This is a genomic window from Pseudomonas sp. TH37, from assembly GCF_016650735.1.
Classification (GTDB): Bacteria; Pseudomonadota; Gammaproteobacteria; order Pseudomonadales; family Pseudomonadaceae; genus Aquipseudomonas; species Aquipseudomonas farris.
Genome location: NZ_JAEKFD010000001.1, coordinates 993,131 through 1,011,542, shown reverse-complemented (window position 1 = coordinate 1,011,542; position 18,412 = coordinate 993,131). Strand labels below are relative to the sequence as shown.

Annotated in this window: 15 protein-coding genes; 9 read left to right on the top strand and 6 right to left on the bottom strand. The window is 60.8% G+C overall.

The window, feature by feature from the left end:
• Window positions 1-83 precede the first annotated feature (83 nt).
• The gene (locus JFU11_RS04795) at window positions 84-1,709 is read right to left on the bottom strand and encodes a glucan biosynthesis protein D (protein WP_201059916.1); all 1,626 of its coding nucleotides are present in this window, start codon (window positions 1,707-1,709) and stop codon (window positions 84-86) included.
• Between the two features lie 677 nt (window positions 1,710-2,386).
• Between JFU11_RS04795 and JFU11_RS04790 the strand changes: the two genes are divergently transcribed.
• Window positions 2,387-2,572 (top strand): hypothetical protein, encoded by a 186-nt coding sequence (locus JFU11_RS04790; RefSeq protein WP_123360676.1) that lies wholly within the window; start codon window positions 2,387-2,389, stop codon window positions 2,570-2,572.
• Window positions 2,573-2,751: 179 nt separating this feature from the next.
• Here JFU11_RS04790 and JFU11_RS04785 read toward each other — a convergent pair whose 3' ends face one another.
• The 5 genes from JFU11_RS04785 to ydcS form a co-directional block, all read right to left on the bottom strand.
• The gene (locus JFU11_RS04785) at window positions 2,752-4,176 is read right to left on the bottom strand and encodes a gamma-aminobutyraldehyde dehydrogenase (protein WP_201059915.1); all 1,425 of its coding nucleotides are present in this window, start codon (window positions 4,174-4,176) and stop codon (window positions 2,752-2,754) included.
• Window positions 4,177-4,351: 175 nt separating this feature from the next.
• Window positions 4,352-5,176 carry an ABC transporter permease gene (locus tag JFU11_RS04780; RefSeq protein WP_048393715.1) on the bottom strand — a complete coding sequence of 275 codons (825 nt, stop codon included), beginning with the start codon at window positions 5,174-5,176 and terminating at the stop codon, window positions 4,352-4,354.
• Entirely contained in the window at window positions 5,166-6,113 is a 948-nt protein-coding gene (locus JFU11_RS04775) for an ABC transporter permease (protein WP_201059914.1), read from the bottom strand. Before JFU11_RS04775 ends, JFU11_RS04780 begins: the two co-directional genes overlap by 11 nt.
• A gap of 1 nt (window position 6,114) precedes the next feature.
• Entirely contained in the window at window positions 6,115-7,152 is a 1,038-nt protein-coding gene (locus JFU11_RS04770) for an ABC transporter ATP-binding protein (RefSeq protein WP_201059913.1), read from the bottom strand.
• A 105-nt stretch (window positions 7,153-7,257) separates the two neighbouring features.
• Entirely contained in the window at window positions 7,258-8,409 is a 1,152-nt protein-coding gene (gene ydcS, locus JFU11_RS04765; RefSeq protein WP_201059912.1) for a putative ABC transporter substrate-binding protein YdcS, read from the bottom strand.
• Between the two features lie 327 nt (window positions 8,410-8,736).
• On the opposite strand from ydcS, the gene JFU11_RS04760 reads away from it, so the two are divergent.
• The 8 genes from JFU11_RS04760 (at window position 8,737) to JFU11_RS04725 (ending at window position 18,151) form a co-directional block, all read left to right on the top strand.
• The gene (locus tag JFU11_RS04760; RefSeq protein ID WP_123719887.1) at window positions 8,737-9,459 is read left to right on the top strand and encodes a tellurite resistance TerB family protein; all 723 of its coding nucleotides are present in this window, start codon (window positions 8,737-8,739) and stop codon (window positions 9,457-9,459) included.
• Window positions 9,460-9,690: 231 nt separating this feature from the next.
• Window positions 9,691-11,313: a methyl-accepting chemotaxis protein gene (locus JFU11_RS04755; protein WP_201059911.1), complete on the top strand. Its 1,623-nt coding sequence runs from the start codon at window positions 9,691-9,693 to the stop codon at window positions 11,311-11,313.
• Window positions 11,313-11,849, top strand: a complete 537-nt coding sequence (locus JFU11_RS04750) for a chemotaxis protein CheW (protein WP_123360665.1) — start codon at window positions 11,313-11,315, stop codon at window positions 11,847-11,849. Before JFU11_RS04755 ends, JFU11_RS04750 begins: the two co-directional genes overlap by 1 nt.
• Entirely contained in the window at window positions 11,846-13,129 is a 1,284-nt protein-coding gene (locus JFU11_RS04745) for a protein-glutamate O-methyltransferase CheR (protein ID WP_201059910.1), read from the top strand. Before JFU11_RS04750 ends, JFU11_RS04745 begins: the two co-directional genes overlap by 4 nt.
• Window positions 13,126-13,809, top strand: a complete 684-nt coding sequence (locus JFU11_RS04740; RefSeq protein ID WP_201059909.1) for a chemotaxis protein CheW — start codon at window positions 13,126-13,128, stop codon at window positions 13,807-13,809. The genes JFU11_RS04745 and JFU11_RS04740 overlap by 4 nt, the downstream gene beginning before the upstream one ends.
• Window positions 13,806-16,094 carry a hybrid sensor histidine kinase/response regulator gene (locus tag JFU11_RS04735; protein WP_123719883.1) on the top strand — a complete coding sequence of 763 codons (2,289 nt, stop codon included), beginning with the start codon at window positions 13,806-13,808 and terminating at the stop codon, window positions 16,092-16,094. The genes JFU11_RS04740 and JFU11_RS04735 overlap by 4 nt, the downstream gene beginning before the upstream one ends.
• Window positions 16,091-17,101 carry a chemotaxis response regulator protein-glutamate methylesterase gene (locus JFU11_RS04730; protein ID WP_123719882.1) on the top strand — a complete coding sequence of 337 codons (1,011 nt, stop codon included), beginning with the start codon at window positions 16,091-16,093 and terminating at the stop codon, window positions 17,099-17,101. Before JFU11_RS04735 ends, JFU11_RS04730 begins: the two co-directional genes overlap by 4 nt.
• A 48-nt stretch (window positions 17,102-17,149) precedes the next feature.
• Window positions 17,150-18,151 carry a PleD family two-component system response regulator gene (locus JFU11_RS04725; protein WP_201059908.1) on the top strand — a complete coding sequence of 334 codons (1,002 nt, stop codon included), beginning with the start codon at window positions 17,150-17,152 and terminating at the stop codon, window positions 18,149-18,151.
• Window positions 18,152-18,412 lie beyond the last annotated feature (261 nt).

Here is an 18,412-nt window from a genome sequence, read left to right as displayed (position 1 = left end):
GCGTACACAAATTTTGTGAACACCCCCATCACTGTGGGAGCGGGCTTGCCCGCGAAGGGGCCGGTTCAGGCGCCCACTTACTGTCAGGTGTACTTACGCTTCTCCGGTGCCGGCGGGAAATACTGGTACAACCAGGTTTCACTCAACGTCCGGTCATTGGTGCGAATGAACAACCGCAGCTCCACGGGGGCCACGCTGTCATTGGTCGGGTACCAGTCGAAGGTAATGCGGTAGCCCTTGATGTCATCGAGCACCAACACATTGAAGTCCTTCACTTCGCCGTTCGAGCAGGTCACCACCGGCTCGATCCCCGCGCCTTCAGGCAAGCGGTCCAGACCGCCGCCGGTGAAGTCCACGGCAAAGCGTCGCGCCCAGACCTCCGGGTAATGCTCGCCCGGCGCCCAGCCTTCGATGAAACCGCCCATGCCCGAACGGGTCGCGTGGACCCGTGCCAGCGGCGTGCTCACCGGTGGCAGGGAGCTCCAATAGAGTTTGTAGCCGTAGTTGAGGGAGTCCCCGGCCGCGACCGGTTTTTTCGGCGTCCAGAACGCGACGATGTTATCCAGGGTTTCGCCGGTTGTAGGAATTTCCAGCAAATCGATAGAGCCTTCGCCCCATGCGGTTGTAGGTTCTACCCACAAGCTCGGGCGCTTGCTGTACCAGTCGACGGTGTCCTGATAATTGGCGAACTCGTGATCGGTCTGCACCAAGCCAAAGCCTTTCGGATCGGTGTCGGCGAAGGCATTGAATTGCAGGGTGGCCGGGTTATTCAGCGGGCGGCAGATCCACTCGCCATTGCCGCGCCACATGGCCAGGCGATCGGAGTCGTGGATTTGTGGGTGAATCGTGTCGCACATACGCCGCTCATGGGTGCCGCAGCTGAACATGCTGGTCATCGGCGCGATACCCAGTTGCTCGATGGCGGTGCGGGCATTGACGTGGGCATCGACTTCCATCACCACACGCTCGGCCTGGCAATCGATATCAAAACGGTAGGCGCCGGTGGCGCTCGGCGAATCGAGCAGGGCATAAACCACGAAGCGGGTGCTGTCCTTGTCCGGTGTTTCGAACCAGAACTTGGTGAAATCCGGGAATTCTTCGCGCTTCTTGGCGTAGGTATCGATCGCCAGGCCGCGGGCCGACAAACCGTACTGACCGGTGGCATCTACCGCGCGGAAATAGCTGGCGCCGAGGAACGACAACACGTCGTGCTGATCCAGCTCCGGGGCCTTGAACAGCTTGAATCCGGAAAAGCCCAGATCGGCCTTGAGCTGTTTAGTGTCGACGGTGGTTTTTTCATAGTTGAACAGCGACGGACGGAAATGCACCTCGCGCGCCAGTCGAGTCTTGGGATCGACGCTGTACATGCGCACCGGTTGCTTGAAACCCATGCCGACGTGGAAAAACTGCACGTCCAGTTGACCTTTCAAGTCCTTCCACAGCGAGTGATTGCCGTCGTAGCGGATCGCGTTGAAGTTCTGCGGCGTCATGGTCGCCAGCGTCGGCGGCAGCACCTGCTTGGTGTCCTGATAGGGCTTGCCGGCGAGCTGCTTGGCCTGGCTCTTCAGCGCTTCGAAGTCGAACGCCACAGCGTCGCCATCAGCGGTGCTGCTGCCAGCCCAGGCGCGTGCCGCCAATAGGCCGGTGGCCGAGAGACCGGTGTAAGCCGCGATGGCCATGGAGGCTTTGAGCAAATTCCTGCGGTGCATAAGTACAACCTGTCGTGAACAATCCCGCGCCGATCCTGGCACGTGCTGGATCAGAAATATCGGTTCGGACATGCCTTGGCCAAACGCAACGGACTAGGGGGGCGTTCTCAGTTAATTTCCCCGCCGCGCCGGGTCTGCTGTTGTGCAGGGCAAGGCGCGAGAAGCGTGGTTTGGTCATTCCAAATAAGCTTCGAGCAACGCAGCCCTGCACAACAGCAGGCCCGGCCCTTCGGGTTGTGCCTTAAAGCGGGCCAGGCTGCGTTGCAGGCCTTGGAAAGGGAACAACCATTCCCAGCGGCCTGCGCCTTGCCTGGCCCGCTTTAAGGCGACAACGCGGCGGGGAAATTAATTGAGAACGCCCCCTAAAGAGATGCCAAATACTTTAAACCGTTCGGTTGCAGAGCAAAAATGATTGATGGCACCGCGACAGCTCGGCAATGAAACAAGACATTTCAGGTAACGTTTCTCACAGCATTTTCTGATTTATAGGGCATATCTGCTTTTTTCGACTAATTACTCTAAAAACGCTTTTCAGCGCCGATTTAATTTCTATTCTATGAGGCATGACCGGTTTCGGCCCTTCAGGCCGGTCGGTTCGGCAGACACAAGGTGACCGCTGAAAGTGATAGGGCGATGCGGTTTTGAAGTTTTCTCTGACGTATAGAAGGACATCGTCCATGTCGAAAGTACAAGGCATCACTGAAATATTAGGAATCTTCCCCTGCCTGGCCATTGGTCGGCGAAGGCGTCGGCTCAGTTCGGAGGAGTTGAAGTTGGTGGAGCGGTATCGCGAGCTGTCGGAGAGTGACCGGATTGCGATGCGGTATCTGGTGGATGCGATGCGCAGTGTTTCGCGGTTTTGAGCCGAGGAGGTTTCCGTGAGAGCCATTTGGCTTTTACGGAGTTAAACCGCCGGCGTCTGCCTTGATTGTGCGGTGAGGCATTCGCGGGCAAGTCGGATCGCCGCACCGCTCGCTCCTACAGGTTTTGTGTCGATCAAACGACGCGATCCCTGTAGGCGCGAGACTTGCCCGCGAAGCTTTTAATGCTTGAACATCACATGCCGCACAACGGTGTAATCCTCTAGCCCATACATCGACATGTCTTTCCCGTAACCGGACAGTTTCTGACCGCCGTGAGGCATTTCGCTGACCAGCATGAAGTGGGTGTTCACCCATGTGCAGCCGTACTGCAGGCGTGCAGACAGCCGATGCGCGCGGCCGACGTCCGCGGTCCAGACCGATGACGCCAAGCCGTAGTCTGAATCGTTGGCCCAGGCCAGTGCTTGCGCTTCATCGGTGAATTTGGTGACCGACACTACCGGTCCGAACACTTCGCGGCGCACGATCTCGTCGTCCTGTTGCACGTCGGCCAGCACCGTCGGCTCAAAGAAGAAGCCGTTGCCTTCCACCGCTTTGCCACCAGTGATCAAACGAATGTGCGGTTGCGCCATGGCACGTTCGACCAACGCGGTCACTCGATCGCGATGTTGTGCGCTGATCAACGGGCCAAGCTCCGTCGATGGATCGTCCTGCAAGCCGTACTTGATACTGCTGACGGCCACACCGAGCTTCTCGACGAACTGGTCGTAGATGCCTGCTTGCGCGTAAATACGGCAGGCGGCGGTGCAATCCTGACCAGCGTTGTAGAAACCGAAGGTGCGAATGCCTTCCACGGCGGCGTCGATGTCGGCATCGTCGAAGATGATCACCGGCGCCTTGCCACCCAGTTCCATGTGCATGCGTTTGACGTTGCCGGCGGTGCTGGAAATGATGTTCGAGCCGGTGGCGATGGAGCCGGTCAGCGACACCATGCGCACTTTCGGGTGAGTGACCAGTGGGCTGCCGACCGTAGGACCACGACCGAACACCAGGTTAAGCACGCCAGCCGGGAAGATTTCCGACGCCAGTTCTGCCAGGCGCAGGGCGGTCAGTGGGGTTTGTTCTGACGGCTTGAGCACCACGGTATTACCGGCGGCCAGGGCCGGGGCGATTTTCCAGGCGACCATCATCAGCGGGTAGTTCCACGGCGCGATGGAGGCAATCACGCCCACCGGATCGCGGCGGATCATTGAGGTGTGGCCGGGCAGGTATTCCCCTCCCAGCGCGCCGCTCATGCAACGGTTGGCGCCGGCGAAGAAACGGAACACGTCGGCAATCGCCGGGATCTCATCGTTCAGCGCGGCGCTGTAGGGTTTGCCGCAGTTGTCCGACTCCAGTTTGGCCAGCTCTTCGCCATGGGCTTCGATGATGTCGGCAAGTTTGAGCAGCAGTAACGAGCGTTCTTTCGGCGTGGTTTGCGACCAGGATTGGAAGGCGTTGTCGGCGGCCCGCACGGCGGCGTCGACCTGAGCTTCGCTGGCTTCGTTGATTTCTACCAGCACACGGCCGAGCGCCGGGTTGAACACGGCTTGGGCAGGGCCATCGCCATTGACGAGTTGGCCGTTGATCAAGAGTTTGGTTTGCATGGCTATGTCCTCATCGAAGCTGCTTTTGTTTTCCTGCTGAAACCGGGCCCCTGTGGGACCGGGCTTGCCCGCGATGACTGACTGACATTCAACAGAGATGTCGACTGTAAGACCGCTATCGCGGGCAAGCCCGCTCCCACAGGATCCAGTTTCCACCTTGGGAATGAGTTGTCCGTTATTTCCCGCCACTGCCCGCAACGCTTTCGCCACCCCGGGTCAGGTAATAGGCGCCGAGAATCGGCAGCATGGTCACCATCATCACCAGCATCGCGACGACGTTGGTCACCGGCACGTCCCGTGGGCGGCTGAGCTGGTTGAGCAGCCACAGCGGCAAGGTGCGTTCATGGCCGGCGGTGAAGGTGGTGACGATGATTTCGTCGAACGACAGGGCGAACGCCAGCATGCCGCCAGCGAGCAACGCCGAGCCGAGGTTTGGCAGGACGATGTAGCGGAAGGTCTGCCAGCCGTCGGCACCGAGGTCCATCGACGCTTCGATCAAACTGTATGACGTGCGGCGCAAGCGGGCGATGACGTTGTTGTAGACGATCACCACGCAGAAGGTCGCGTGGCCGACGATGATGGTGAACATCCCCGGTTCGATCCCCAGCGTTTTGAAAGTCGCCAGCAACGCGATCCCGGTGATGATTCCGGGCAGGGCAATCGGCAGGATCAGCATCAGCGAGATGCCTTGCTTGCCAAAAAAGTCCCGTCGGTACAACGCCGCCGACGCGAGGGTGCCGAGGACCATCGCAATCAGTGTCGCGACGGCCGCGATTTGCAACGACAGCTTGATCGCTTCCAGCACGTCGGGCCGGGAGAACGCCACGCCTATCCACTTCAGGGTGAAGCCCTTGGGCGGAAAGCTGAACGCCGCGTCTTCGGTATTGAAGGCGTAGAGGAAGATGATCAGGATCGGGAAGTGCAAGAACATCAACCCGCCCCAGGCGGCGATGCGCAGGCCCAGGGATGCCCGATCTTGAGATGAAGCATCAGAGCGCATCGAAAGCCCCCAGACGTTTGACGATGGACAGGTAAATGGCGATCAGCACGATCGGCACCAGTGTGAAGGCCGCTGCCATTGGCATATTGCCGATCGCTCCTTGTTGGGCGTAGACCATGCTGCCGATGAAGTAGCCCGGCGGGCCCACCAGTTGCGGCACGATGAAGTCGCCCAGGGTCAACGAAAAGGTGAAGATCGAACCGGCGGCGATGCCCGGAATCGACAGCGGCAGAATCACTTGCATGAAGGTCTGACGCGGCTTGGCGCCGAGGTCCGCCGAGGCTTGCAGCAAGGACGGCGGCAGGCGTTCCAGTGACGCCTGGATCGGCAGGATCATGAACGGCAGCCAGATGTAGACGAACACCATGAACCGTCCCAGATGCGAGGTCGACAAGGTGCTGCCGCCGACGCCCGGAATCCCGAGCACGAATTGCAACACCGGTTCCAGCCCCAAGTGCTGAACGAACCACTGGGCCACGCCGCCCTTGGCCAGCAGCAAGGTCCAGGCATAGGCCTTGACGATGTAACTGGCCCACATTGGCATCATCACCGCGATGTAGAAAAACGCCTTGGTCTTGCCGCTGGTGTAGCGCGCCATGTAGTAGGCGATCGGGAACGCCACGATTGCACTGGCGATGGACACGATGATGGCCATGCTCAGGGTGCGCAGGATGATGTCGAAGTTCGACGGCTGGAACAGTGCGGTGAAATTCGCCAGGGTCAGGTCGGGCGTGACCGCCATGGTAAAGTCATCGAAGGTGTAGAAGCCTTGCCACAACAACGTCAACAGCGAGCCGAGGTAGATCGCACCGAACCACAGTAACGGCGGCACCAGCAACAGCGACAGATAAAGGTTCGGTCGGCGGTACAGCAGGTTGGAAAACCGGCGCAGTGGCGAGCCGCTGGCGGGGGTTTGAGGCGCGGCCACGCTGTTCATCTCACACCCCACCCACAACATTGTCGTGCAGCGGGATCATCGCTTCACGCGCCCAACGAGCGCTGATGCGTTGTCCGGTCTGATGTTGCGCGCTGGCGTCCAGCCACTGGACGTTGGCCTGGCTGATGTTCAAGGTCTGGCCGTTTTCCAGTTTCAGTTCATAGCGGGTGGCGCTGCCCTGGTACTGGATGTCATGCAGCAGGCCGCTGACTTCGATTTCATGGCTGGCCAGCGGGCCTTCGGCGAAACGCACGTGTTCCGGGCGGATCGAAAACGGCTGTGGATTGCCGCTCAACTGCCGGGCCAGATCGCCGCGAATCACGTTGGACGTGCCGACGAATTCGGCGACGAACGTGGTTGCCGGTTTCATGTAGAGATGGCGCGGCGTGTCGACCTGTTCGATGCGGCCCTTATTGAACACCGCCACGCGGTCGGACATCGACAGCGCTTCAGTCTGATCGTGGGTGACGAAGATAAAGGTAATGCCGAGCTGGCGTTGCAGCTTCTTCAGCTCGCCTTGCATTTGCTCGCGCAGTTTCAAATCGAGGGCGCCCAAGGGCTCGTCGAGCAGCAACACGCGAGGGCGATTGACCAACGCGCGGGCCAGGGCCACACGCTGACGCTGGCCGCCGGAGAGTTGCACCGGTTTGCGTTCGCCGTAGCCGCCGAGAGCGACCATGTCGAGGGCTTCTTCTGCGCGTTTTTGGCGTTCGGACTTGCCGACGCCTTTGACTTTCAAACCGTAGGCGACGTTGTCGAGTACGTTCATGTGCGGGAACAGCGCGTAATCCTGGAACACGGTGTTCACATCGCGCTGATACGGCGGCAGCCCGGCGGCTTCGGCGCCATGAATACGGATGGAGCCAGTGCTCGGTTGTTCGAAACCGGCGATCAGGCGCAGGCAGGTGGTTTTGCCCGAGCCGGAAGGGCCCAGCAGGGAAAAGAACTCACCGTCCTGGATATCGATAGAAACCCGGTCAACGGCCTTCACTTCGCCGAACTGACGGGAAACGTTGGTGAACTGGACTGCAAGCGTCATGGTGCGGAGCTCCAAAAATCTGAATCTTTAAAAGCATCGCGAGCAGGCTCGCTCCCACAGGGGAACGCAATCAAATGTGGGAGCGAGCCTGCTCGCGAAGAGGGCTTAACGACCGCCCATAATCGCAATGTAATCCTGGGTCCAGCGGCTATAAGGCACGAACTTGCCGCCCTCAGCCTGCGGGGTTTTCCAGAAGGCGATCTTCTCGAACTGGTCGAAACCGTTGGTCTTGCAACCCTCGGCCCCTAGCAGTTCGCTTGCCTTACACGCCGCCGGGACCGCCGGCAGCGAGCCGAACCAGGCAGACACATCACCCTGGACTTTCGGTTGCAGCGACCAGTCCATCCACTTGTAAGCGCAGTTCGGGTGCTTGGCCTCGGCGTGCAACATGGTGGTGTCGGCCCACCCGGTGGCACCTTCTTTCGGGATGGTCGAGGCGATCGGCTGTTTCTCGTTCATCAGGCCGTTGACCTGATAGGGCCAGGAGCTAGAGGCCACCACGCCTTCGTTCTTGAAGTCACTCATCTGCACGGTGGTGTCGTGCCAGTAGCGATGGATCAATTTTTGCTGGGCGCGCAGTAGATCAAGCACAGCCTTGTACTGGGCTTCGGTCAGTTCGTAGGGGTTCTGGATACCCAGTTCCGGCTTGGTGGTCTTGAGGTACAGCGCCGCGTCGGCGATGTAGATCGGACCGTCGTAGGCTTGCACCCGGCCTTTGTTGGGTTTGCCGTCAGGCAGGTTTTGCGCATCGAATATCACGCTCCAGCTGGTTGGCGGTTGCTTGAATACGTTGGTGTTGTACATCAGCACGTTCGGACCCCATTGGTACGGGGTGCCGTAAGTCTGCTTGTTGACCACGTACCACGGCGCATCGTTCAGGCGCGGGTCGAGATTCTTCCAGTTGGGAATCAGTGCGGTGTTGATCGGCTGCACACGTTTGCCGGCGATCAGGCGCAGGGAGGCGTCTCCAGACGCCGTCACCAGGTCGTAACCGCCCTTGGCCATCAGGCTGACCATTTCATCGGACGTGCCTGCGGTCTTGACGTTGACCTTGCAGCCGGTTTCCTTCTCGAAAGCGCTGACCCAGTCGTAGGCCTTGTCGGTTTCGCCCCGTTCGATATAGCCAGGCCAAGCGACGATATCCAGCTGACCTTCGCCGGCGCCGACAGCTTTCAGCGGCTCGGCGGCCTGCAGGCTGGTGCTGGCCAGTAGCGCCGTGGTGATTGCACTGAGCAGTGCGGTCTTGTGCACAAGCATGGTGAACCCTCTTCTTTAAATTATGGTCGGGGCAGTGGTTGAACGGGGTGATGCGCCGTGAGTGGCTTGTTATTAGCTTAGTGCGCTTTGTGAGAGGCAGATTGAGGCCGGGCTGTCTTATGGATTTATCCAGCCTAGTGCGCGGTTTCACGGTCGACAAATCTCAAAGGCTGCATTCGATGAAATAGCTGGCATGGGGGCGTTCCAGCCTGTTTGCCTAAACATGAGCAACATCCGGAAGCACTCTCATCGAGAGACGGCGGGCACTTTCGATCTAGGCTGGTGGCCTTAAAGATCCGGTTAACCCGAATTCGTGGAGGCAGCAAAATGAACACTCGTGGATTGCTCGATCAACTACTCAAATCCGGTCAGGATCTGTTGCAGAACAAGGCTGGTGGTACCCAGAACAAGGCGTCCAGTGGTGGTTTGGGCGGTTTGCTCGGAGGCTCCAGTGGTTCGGGCGGCCTCGGCAGTGTGCTATCCGGCGCCGGCGGCGGTGCTCTGGCGGCTGGCGCCATGGGTCTGTTGCTCGGCAACAAGAAGGTGCGCAAGGTCGGCGGCAAAGTGGCGATCTACGGCGGCCTCGCCGCATTGGGCGTGATTGCCTACAAGGCGTACGGCAACTGGCAGGCCCAGCAGGGCACCGCAGCCACAACCGAACCGCAAACTATCGACCGCTTGCCGGCGGCCCAGGTCGAGCAACACAGCCAGGCGATCCTCAAGGCGTTGGTCGCCGCGGCCAAGGCTGACGGTCATGTCGATGAACGTGAGCGTCAATTGATCGAAGGCGAGTTCACCAAGCTCGACAATGATCAGGAGCTGCAACACTGGCTGCACGCCGAACTCAACAAACCGCTGGACCCGACCGACGTCGCCCGCGCCGCCAGCACACCGGAAATGGCGGCTGAAATGTACATCGCCAGTGTGATGCTGGTGGATGAGGAGAACTTCATGGAGAAGTCCTACCTCGATGAGTTGGCGCGGCAGTTGAAGCTGGAACCGGGGTTGAAGGCAGAGTTGGAGAAGCAGGTGCGTCAGGCTTCGGTGTAAGTCTTCAGGCCGCCTTCGCGGGCAAGCCTCGCTCCTACTGGATCGTGTCGAACGATAAGCGTGCGGACGACCATTAACCGTAGGAGCGAGGCTTGCCCGCGAAAGCGGTGTGTCAGGCAACAGATTTTTGGTTCGTCAGGAACACGGCGTTATCGTTCTTCGCGAGCAAGCCCGCTCCCACAGGCCCTCGGCTATACTCCCCCGCAATTTGAACCGCACCGAGGACTGACTGTGAAGAACTGGACGTTGCGCCTACGCATTTTGGCGAGCTTTGCGGTGATTATCGCGATCATGTTGCTGATGGTCGTCGTGTCGTATTCCCGTTTACTGTCGATTGAGTCCAGTGAGAGCGTTGTGCGCTCGGACAGTGTTCCCGGGATTCACTACAGCTCCCTGATTCGCGGTGCCTGGGTCGATGATTACGTGCTGACCCAGCAACTGATCGGGCTGGGTGGCGGTCGAGACATGACCCAGGCTGACAAGGATATGTACCAGGGTCTTGAGGAAAGGCTGCAACGCTCGATGGCCAGCTACCGGAGTACCATCTTCGAGAAAGATGATCAGGCAAGGTTCGAGGAATTTGAAAAGCTGCACGACCAATATGACAAGCAGCTCGAAGAGGTACTCGATCTCTACCAGCAAAAGGACTTCGAGCAGGCCCGTCGCATCCTCGCCGAACAGTTGACCCCGGCATGGGCTGCCGGCCGCAAACAGCTGGATGAACTCATTGAATTCAACAGGGCGGCGGCTGAGGCGGCCACTGACTCGATCATTTCATCGGTAGAGGTGGCGAAGCTGATCATGGGCATTTCGCTGCTGGTCGCAGTCCTTAGTGCCGGCTTGTGTGGTCTTTTGTTGATGCGCGCGATCATGGCGCCGATGAACCGCATTGTGCAGATCCTCGAAATCATGCGCACCGGCGATCTTAGCAGTCGCCTGGATCTTGATCGCAAAGACGAGTTCGGCGCGGTGCAAACCGGCTTCAACGACATGATGACAGAGCTCACCTCGCTGGTGTCCCAAGCCCAGCGTTCTTCGGTGCAGGTCACCACGTCGGTCACGGAAATCGCCGCGACGTCCAAGCAGCAGCAGGCCACCGCCACCGAAACCGCAGCCACCACTACCGAAATTGGTGCGACCTCGCGTGAGATCGCCGCCACTTCGCGGGATCTGGTGCGCACCATGACCGAAGTCTCCACTGCCGCCGATCAGGCCTCGGTGCTGGCCGGTTCCGGGCAGCAAGGCCTGGCGCGCATGGAAGACACCATGCACTCGGTGATGGGCGCGGCAGATCTGGTGAACGCCAAACTGGCGATCCTCAATGAGAAGGCCGGCAACATCAATCAAGTGGTGGTGACCATCGTCAAAGTCGCCGACCAGACCAACCTGTTGTCCCTGAACGCCGCGATCGAAGCCGAGAAGGCCGGTGAATATGGTCGCGGGTTTGCCGTGGTCGCCACCGAAGTGCGGCGTCTGGCGGACCAGACCGCGGTGGCCACCTACGACATCGAGCAGATGGTGCGCGAGATCCAGTCGGCGGTGTCGGCCGGGGTGATGGGCATGGACAAGTTTTCCGAAGAAGTGCGTCGTGGCATGTCCGAGGTGCAGTCGGTGGGCGAGCAGCTGTCGCAGATCATCCATCAGGTTCAAGCGCTGGCACCACGGGTGTTGATGGTCAATGAAGGCATGCAGGCCCAGGCCACCGGCGCCGAGCAGATCAACCACGCGTTGGTGCAGCTGGGCGATGCCAGCAGCCAGACCGTCGAGTCCCTGCGTCAGGCCAGTTTCGCCATCGATGAACTGAGCCAGGTGGCCGTGGGGCTGCGTGGCGGCGTCTCGCGATTCAAAGTCTGATGAGCGAGCTCGCGGTCAAACGCGGCGCGGTGATGCCAGTGAAACAGTCGTTGTTTCTGGTGTTCCGCATCGGCAACGAGCGTTATGCCTTGCAGGCCATCGAGGTGGCCGAAGTGCTGCCGCAACTGCCGTTGAAACCCATTCCCCGGGCGCCGGACTGGGTGGCGGGGGTATTCGCCTATCGCGGCGCGGTGGTGCCGGTGATCGACCTCAGCGCCCTGACGTTCGGTCAACCGGCCCAGGCTCGCACCAGCACGCGGCTGGTGCTGGTGCATTATCGGCCGGATGAGGCGACGCCTGCGCAATTGCTCGGGCTGATTCTGGAACAGGCCACCGACACGTTGCGCTGCAACCCGGCGGACTTTCAGCCTTATGGCCTGGACAATCGCCAGGCGCCGTACCTCGGGCCGGTGCGCGAAGATGCCCAGGGTTTACTGCAATGGGTGCGGGTTGCCGATTTGCTGGACGAACAGGTCCGCGCCTTGTTGTTTCCCTCGCCGCCGTTGGACTTGGCGCAGTTTGAGGAGCAGGGATGAGCAGCGATCAAAGGTTTTTCGATTTCCTCAAAGAACGTATAGGCCTCGATGTGGGCTCGGTCGGCCCGGCGATCATCGAACGCGCGGTGCGCCAGCGCTGCACGGCGGCTCGGGCACTGACGCCCGATGAGTACTGGCACACCTTGCTGGGCTCGCGCGACGAACAACAGGCGCTGATCGAAGCGGTAATCGTCCCCGAGACCTGGTTTTTCCGTTACCCGGAATCCTTCGCCACGCTGGCGAAACTGGCGGCCAAGCGGCTGGCGGCTATCAATAACATGCGCGCCCTGCGGATTCTCAGCCTGCCGTGTTCCACCGGCGAAGAACCGTACTCCATCGCCATGGCATTGCTTGATGCCGGGCTGGCGCCGCACCAGTTCAAGGTCGACGGCATGGATGTCAGCCCGCTGTCGGTGGAAAAGGCCAGGCACGCGCTGTATGGCAAGAATTCGTTTCGTGGTCAGGACATCGACTTTCGCGAGCGGCATTTCACGGTTGAAAACGACAACTATCGTCTTAGCGGGCGCGTGCTTGAGCAGGTGCGTTTGCAGGTCGGAAATCTGCTGGATCCGACCTTGCTGGCCAGTGAGCCACCTTATGACTTCGTGTTCTGCCGCAATTTGCTGATCTATTTCGATCAGCCGACCCAGCAGCAAGTGTTCGAAGTGCTCAAGCGCCTGACCCACGTCGACGGCGTGCTGTTTATCGGCCCGGCGGAGGGCAGTCTGCTGGGACGTTTCGGCATGCGCTCGATCGGCATCCCGCAGTCGTTTGCCTTCAGTCGTCAAAGTGCGCCCGAACCGCTCGCGACCTTCGTGCCGACGCCGCTTCCGCTTCCGGTGCAACAAGCGGTGCGCAGCGTGACACCGCCGCCAGTGCGGAGTCGGCCTTTCGCGACGGTGGTGCCGATGCCTCAGGTCGCCGCCAACCTTCCGAAAACCATCCCCTCGGACGCCGCCAAGCTGCTGGCGAACATCGCCGCGCTGGCCAATGAAGGCAAAAGCGCTGAGGCCCGCGCCGCGTGCGACAGTTATTTGCGCAGTCACGAGCCGGTGGCGCAGGTGTTCTATTGGTTGGGCCTGCTCAGCGATGTCGCCGGCAGCGCTCTCGAGGCCCAGGGTTTTTATCGCAAGGCGTTGTACCTCGAACCGCAACACCCCGACGCGTTGATGCACCTGGCCGCCCTGCTGCAGTCCCAGGGCGACACGGCCGGTGCCAGACGATTACAGGCCCGCGCCGCCCGCAGCGAGCGCGCCGCTGACAGTGAGCGTAAACGATGAACGCCGCCGACACCTTGAGCGTCACCCGTGAAGATGCCCAGGCCATCGATGACTGCTGGAACCGCATCGGTATCCACGGCGACAAGTCCTGCCCATTGCTGAGCGAGCACATTCATTGCCGCAACTGTGCGGTGTATTCGGCTGCCGCCACACGCTTGCTCGACCGCTATGCGTTGCAGCAGGACGACCGCGAGCAAGTTTCCACAGTGGCCGGGAGCGATGTAAAAACCCGCTCGCTGCTGATGTTTCGCCTCGGCGAAGAATGGCTGGGCCTGGCCACTCGCAGCCTGGTCGAAGTGGCGCCGCTGCAGGCGATTCACTCCTTGCCGCATCAGCGCTCCCGGGCGTTGCTCGGCGTGGTGAATGTGCGCGGTGCCTTGGTGGCGTGCCTGTCGCTGGTGGAGCTGTTGGGGCTCGACGCCACCAGTAGCGTGGCATCCGGCGCACGGGTGATGCCGCGGATGCTGATCATTGCCGCTCACGGTGGGCCAGTGGTGGTGCCGGTGGACGAGGTCGACGGGATTCATGCCATCGACGAGCGCATTCTCGATGCGGCGTCTCAGTCCGGTACCCAGGCCAGCGCCAAATACACCCGTGGCGTTTTGCAATTCAAAGGTCGCAGCCTGCGTTGGCTGGATGAAGAACAGCTGCTGTCCGCCGTGACCCGGAGCCTCACATGACCCCCGAGCAAATGCGTGACGCCTCTTTGCTGGAACTGTTCAGCCTCGAAGCCGAGGCCCAGACCCTGGTGCTGAGCGCAGGCCTTTTGGCGCTTGAGCGCGATCCGACCCAGGCCGATTACCTTGAGTCGTGCATGCGCGCGGCCCATTCGCTCAAGGGCGCGGCGCGGATTGTCGGTGTCGATGCCGGGGTCAGCGTTGCCCATGTGATGGAAGATTACCTGGTCAGCGCCCAGGAAGGGCGGCTGTACCTGCGGCCCGAACACATTGATGCACTGTTGCAAGGCACCGATCTGCTGATGCGGATTGCGACGCCGAGCAACGCTCCGGCGCCTGCGGATATCGACGCTTACGTGGTCTTGATGGGACGGCTGCTTGATCACATGGCGGCCACTGCCCCTATCGCGCCGCCGATGGCAGAACTTCAGCTGGAGCCGCCGACGCCCAAGGTTGAGCCGCCCATGCCGGCCGCCACCGAAGCCCCCCCGGCAGCGCCCGTCGAGCCAGGGCCCACGACTAAACGCACCACCGAAAGTGGCGAACGCGTATTGCGCGTCACGGCCGAGCGCTTGAACAGCCTGCTCGATCTGTCGAGTAAATCCCTGGTGGAAACCCAGCGGCTCAAGCCGCACCTGGCCACTATGCAGCGCCTCAAACGCATGCAGAGCAACGGCCTGCGGGCACTGGAAAACCTCAACGTCCATCTCAAGGACCATGCCTTGAGTCTCGAAGCCCAAGAGGCCTTGGGCGATGCCCGACGACTATTGGCCGAGTCCCAGCAATTGCTGGTGGAAAAGAACGCCGAACTGGATGAGTTCGCCTGGCACGCCAGCCAGCGCGCACAGGTGTTGTATGACACGGCGCTGGCCTGTCGCATGCGGCCATTCGCCGACGTGCTGAGCGGGCAAGTGCGCATGGTCCGCGATCTCGGCCGTGACCTTGGGAAACAGGTGCGACTGGAGATCGAGGGCGATAAGACTCAGGTCGACCGCGACGTACTGGAGAAACTCGAAGCGCCGCTGACGCACTTGCTGCGCAATGCGGTGGATCACGGCATCGAAACCCGGGAACAACGGCTATTGGCCGGTAAACCGGAGGAGGGCCTGATTCGTCTGCGCGCATCCCATCAAGCCGGTCTGCTGGTGTTGGAACTCAGCGATGACGGCAATGGCGTCGATCTGGAAAAACTCCGTCGCAACATCGTCGAGCGGCAGTTATCCCCAGCCGAGACCGCCGCCCAGTTGAGCGAAGAAGAGCTGCTGACGTTCCTGTTTCTGCCGGGTTTCAGCTTGCGCGACACGGTCACCGAAGTCTCCGGGCGCGGCGTCGGGCTGGATGCGGTTCAGCACATGGTTCGCCAATTGCGCGGTGCCGTGGTGCTGGAGCAGACGGCGGGTGAGGGCAGTCGTTTTCATCTGCAAGTGCCGCTGACGCTGTCGGTGGTGCGCAGCCTGGTGGTGGAAGTCGGTGACGAGGCGTATGCCTTCCCGCTGGCGCACATCGAGCGCATGTGCGACCTGGCGCCGGAGGATATCGTGCAGGTCGAAGGCCGGCAGCACTTCTGGCACGAAGGCCGGCATGTCGGGCTGGTCGCCGCCAGTCAGCTGTTGCAGCGACCGACGAGCCAGAACAACGCGCAGACCCTCAAAGTCGTGGTCATCCGCGAGCGCGAGGCGATTTACGGGGTGGCGGTCGAGCGGTTTATCGGCGAGCGGACGCTGGTGGTGCTGCCGCTGGACGAGCGCCTGGGCAAGGTGCAGGACATTTCTGCCGGAGCCTTGCTCGACGACGGCTCGGTAGTGTTGATCGTCGACGTCGAAGACATGCTGCGTTCGGTGGACAAACTGCTCAATACCGGGCGTCTGGAGCGCATTGCCCGGCATGCCAATCAGGCCGTCGAAGCGGCGCGCAAACGGATTCTGGTGGTGGACGACTCGCTGACCGTTCGTGAGTTGCAGCGCAAATTGCTGCTCAATCGCGGCTATGACGTCGCCGTGGCGGTGGACGGTATGGATGGCTGGAACGCCCTGCGTTCGGAGGATTTCGATCTGCTGATCACCGACATCGACATGCCGCGCATGGATGGCATCGAGCTGGTGTCTTTATTGCGTCGCGATAATCGCCTGCAATCCCTGCCGGTGATGGTGGTGTCCTACAAGGACCGCGAAGAAGACCGCCGCCGTGGACTGGACGCCGGAGCCGACTATTATCTAGCCAAAGCGAGTTTTCATGATGACGCTTTGCTGGATGCAGTAGTTGAGCTCATTGGAGGCGCGCGGGCATGAAAATCGCTATCGTCAATGATATGCCCATGGCGGTAGAGGCTTTGCGCCGCGCTTTGGCGTTCGAACCGGCGCACGAAGTGGTCTGGGTCGCCGGCAATGGGGCCGAGGCGGTGCAACGTTGCGCCGAATACACCCCGGATCTGATCCTGATGGATTTGATCATGCCGTTGATGGACGGTGTGGAAGCGACCCGGCGAATCATGGCCGAGACTCCGTGCGCGATTGTCATTGTCACGGTCGACCGCGAGCAGAACGTGCACCGGGTGTTCGAAGCCATGGGTTACGGCGCGCTGGACGTGGTCGATACCCCGGCTATCGGGGGCGGCAATCCTCAGGAAGCCGCCGCACCGCTGTTGCGCAAGATCATGAACATTGGCTGGCTGATCGGCGACCATAGCAATCGGGTGCGATCGGCACCGAGCTCGCACCGCCACTCGTCCTCGCGCCAGCATTTGGTGGCGATCGGTTCATCCGCTGGTGGGCCGGCGGCGCTGGAAGTGCTGCTCAAGGGCCTGCCACGAGATTTTTCGGCGGCCATCGTGCTGGTCCAGCATGTGGATCAGGTGTTCGCCACCGGTATGGCCGAATGGCTTGCCAGCGCCAGTGGCCTGAACGTTCGCCTGGCCCAGGAAGGCGAACCGCCGCAAAGTGGCACGGTCCTGCTGGCCGGGACCAACCATCATATTCGCTTGCTGAAAAACGGCACGCTGGCCTACACCGCCGAACCGGTCAATGAGATCTATCGGCCTTCGATCGATGTGTTTTTCGAGAGTGTGGCCAGTTACTGGAGTGGTGATGCCGTGGGCGTTCTGCTGACCGGTATGGGGCGCGACGGCGCGCAGGGGCTTAAACTCATGCGCCAACAGGGCTACCTGACCATCGCTCAGGACCAACAAAGCAGTGCGGTGTATGGCATGCCGAAGGCGGCCGCGGCCATTAACGCGGCTGTGGAAGTTCGCCCACTGGACAAGATAGCGCCACGATTGCTGGAGATCTTCTCAAAATGACTATTATTAGCAGCAATCGTGGCCAAGGCAGTACTCAGGTGACCGCACATGAATGATTTACAGCTCGACGACTTCAAAACCGACGAAAACGCCGCCATGGTGTTGTTGGTGGACGATCAGGCGATGATCGGCGAGGCAGTGCGGCGTGGTTTGTCGAACGAAGAAAACATCGACTTCCATTTCTGTGCCGACCCGCACCAGGCCATCGCCCAGGCGATCCGCATCAAGCCGACGGTAATCCTTCAGGATCTGGTCATGCCCGGCCTCGACGGCCTGAGCCTGGTGCGCGAATACCGTAACCATCCGGCGACCAAGGACATTCCGATCATTGTCCTGTCGACCAAGGAAGACCCGCTGATCAAGAGTGCGGCGTTTGCCGCCGGCGCCAATGATTACCTGGTCAAACTGCCGGACAATATCGAACTGGTGGCGCGCATCCGCTATCACTCGCGCTCCTACATGACCCTGCTACAGCGTGACGCGGCGTATCGCGCGCTGCGGGTCAGCCAGCAGCAGTTGCTCGACACCAACCTGGTGCTGCAACGCTTGATGAACTCCGACGGCCTGACCGGGCTGTCGAATCGCCGGCATTTCGACGAGTACCTGGAGCTGGAGTGGCGGCGCTCGCTGCGGGATCAGACCCAACTGTCGTTGCTGATGATCGACGTCGATTACTTCAAGTCCTACAACGACAGCTTTGGCCACCTCGAAGGCGATGAGGCGCTGCGCAAAGTCGCCACGGCGATTCGCGACGCCAGCTCCAGACCTTCGGACTTGCCGGCCCGTTACGGCGGCGAAGAGTTCGTGCTGGTCCTGCCCAACACCTCGCCGGGCGGTGCGCGGCTGGTGGCGGAAAAACTGCGCCAGACCGTGGCCGGGTTGAAGATCCCGCACATTTTCCCGACCGAAGGTTCGAGCCTGACCATCAGCATCGGCCTGTCGACCTTGATCCCCCAGCCGGGCAGCGATTGCCGGCAATTGATCTCGGCGGCGGACAAGGGGCTGTACCTGGCGAAGAACAATGGGCGCAATCAGGTGGGGATTGAGTAAAGCGCGCCCCGTAGTGCTGTAGCAGCTGCCGAGCCCGCGAGGCTGCGTTCGAGGACGAAGTCCTCGCCAATTCTGCGCACGCGGTTTACCTGAATGACCGCGCCGCCTGATTTCACGACGGCTGCGCCGCCGAACGCAGCCTCGCGAGCTCGGCAGCTGCTACAGGCACCCGCGTTAATCCTGCAATCAGCCCAAAACCATTCGCCGCTAAAGCCGCCAGGCGGGCTGCCTTGACAGCTTGATTACGTTATACTCGCCGGC